Origin of the sequence: Novacetimonas hansenii JCM 7643, assembly GCF_000964405.1 — a bacterium.
Classification (GTDB): Bacteria; Pseudomonadota; Alphaproteobacteria; order Acetobacterales; family Acetobacteraceae; genus Novacetimonas; species Novacetimonas hansenii.
The window spans coordinates 1-738 of record NZ_BANE01000253.1 but is presented as its reverse complement, the minus strand read 5'-3'; the positions used below and the strand labels follow the sequence as shown (position 1 = coordinate 738).

At 65.3% G+C, this 738-nt stretch carries 1 protein-coding gene; it reads right to left on the bottom strand.

Going from position 1 to position 738, the window contains the following annotated elements; genetic code table 11:
* Window positions 1–263: 263 nt before the first annotated feature.
* On the bottom strand, window positions 264–738 hold a 475-nt coding region (locus B7G66_RS14200), incomplete at its 5' end, for an energy transducer TonB (protein ID WP_048859311.1).

The window sequence follows — 738 nt, the reverse complement described above, 5'->3', positions numbered from 1 at the left end:
GCCGCAGGGGCGCCCGCACCATCGGTCGGCGGCGCGGAAACCGCCGGGGCGGCCCCATCGGCCGCCGGGGCCGCGTCCTGCGCCAGCGCCGCAAGCGGAGACGAAACGCACAGCATGGCGGCGAAAGCTGCCGAGGTGATGAGAGCGTGTTTGCGATGCAGTCTGATCATTTACTCAGGATCCTCTAGACAGGACGTGTTGTTTTTAGAAGCTGCGGGGGACTGCGAGCCCCCGCATCGCAACATGGGCTGACACCGCCACACTCAGTCGTTCAGGCTGAATGTGATGGTATAAAGGTGATGAAATTCCTTGATCGGAACACCATTTTTTACGGCCGGAGCATAACGCGACTGACGCACGGCACGCAGCGCGGCATCGGCAAACGGCTGCCCACCCTTCACGCTCATGACCTGGCAGTTGCTGGTCGCGCCCGTCGTTTCGACGTCACAGGCAACCGTCACGACGCCTTCGCGACCCGCATCCGACATTTCTTCGGGATATTCGGGCACCACATGGTTCAGCGGCGACGAACCAGCCATATGATCGGGCACGGGCGGCGCATTGGACACCGGCGCATCCGACGACGACGGCGGCGTAACCTTTGCCGGCGGCATGGGCTTGGGCGGCTTCGTGTGCGTCACGTGCTTGATCGGCGGCGGCGGCGCCTGCACCTGGATCTTCGGCGGCGGGATGTACGGCGGCGGCGGCTGCGTGATCACCGGCGGTGGCGGCGGTGGC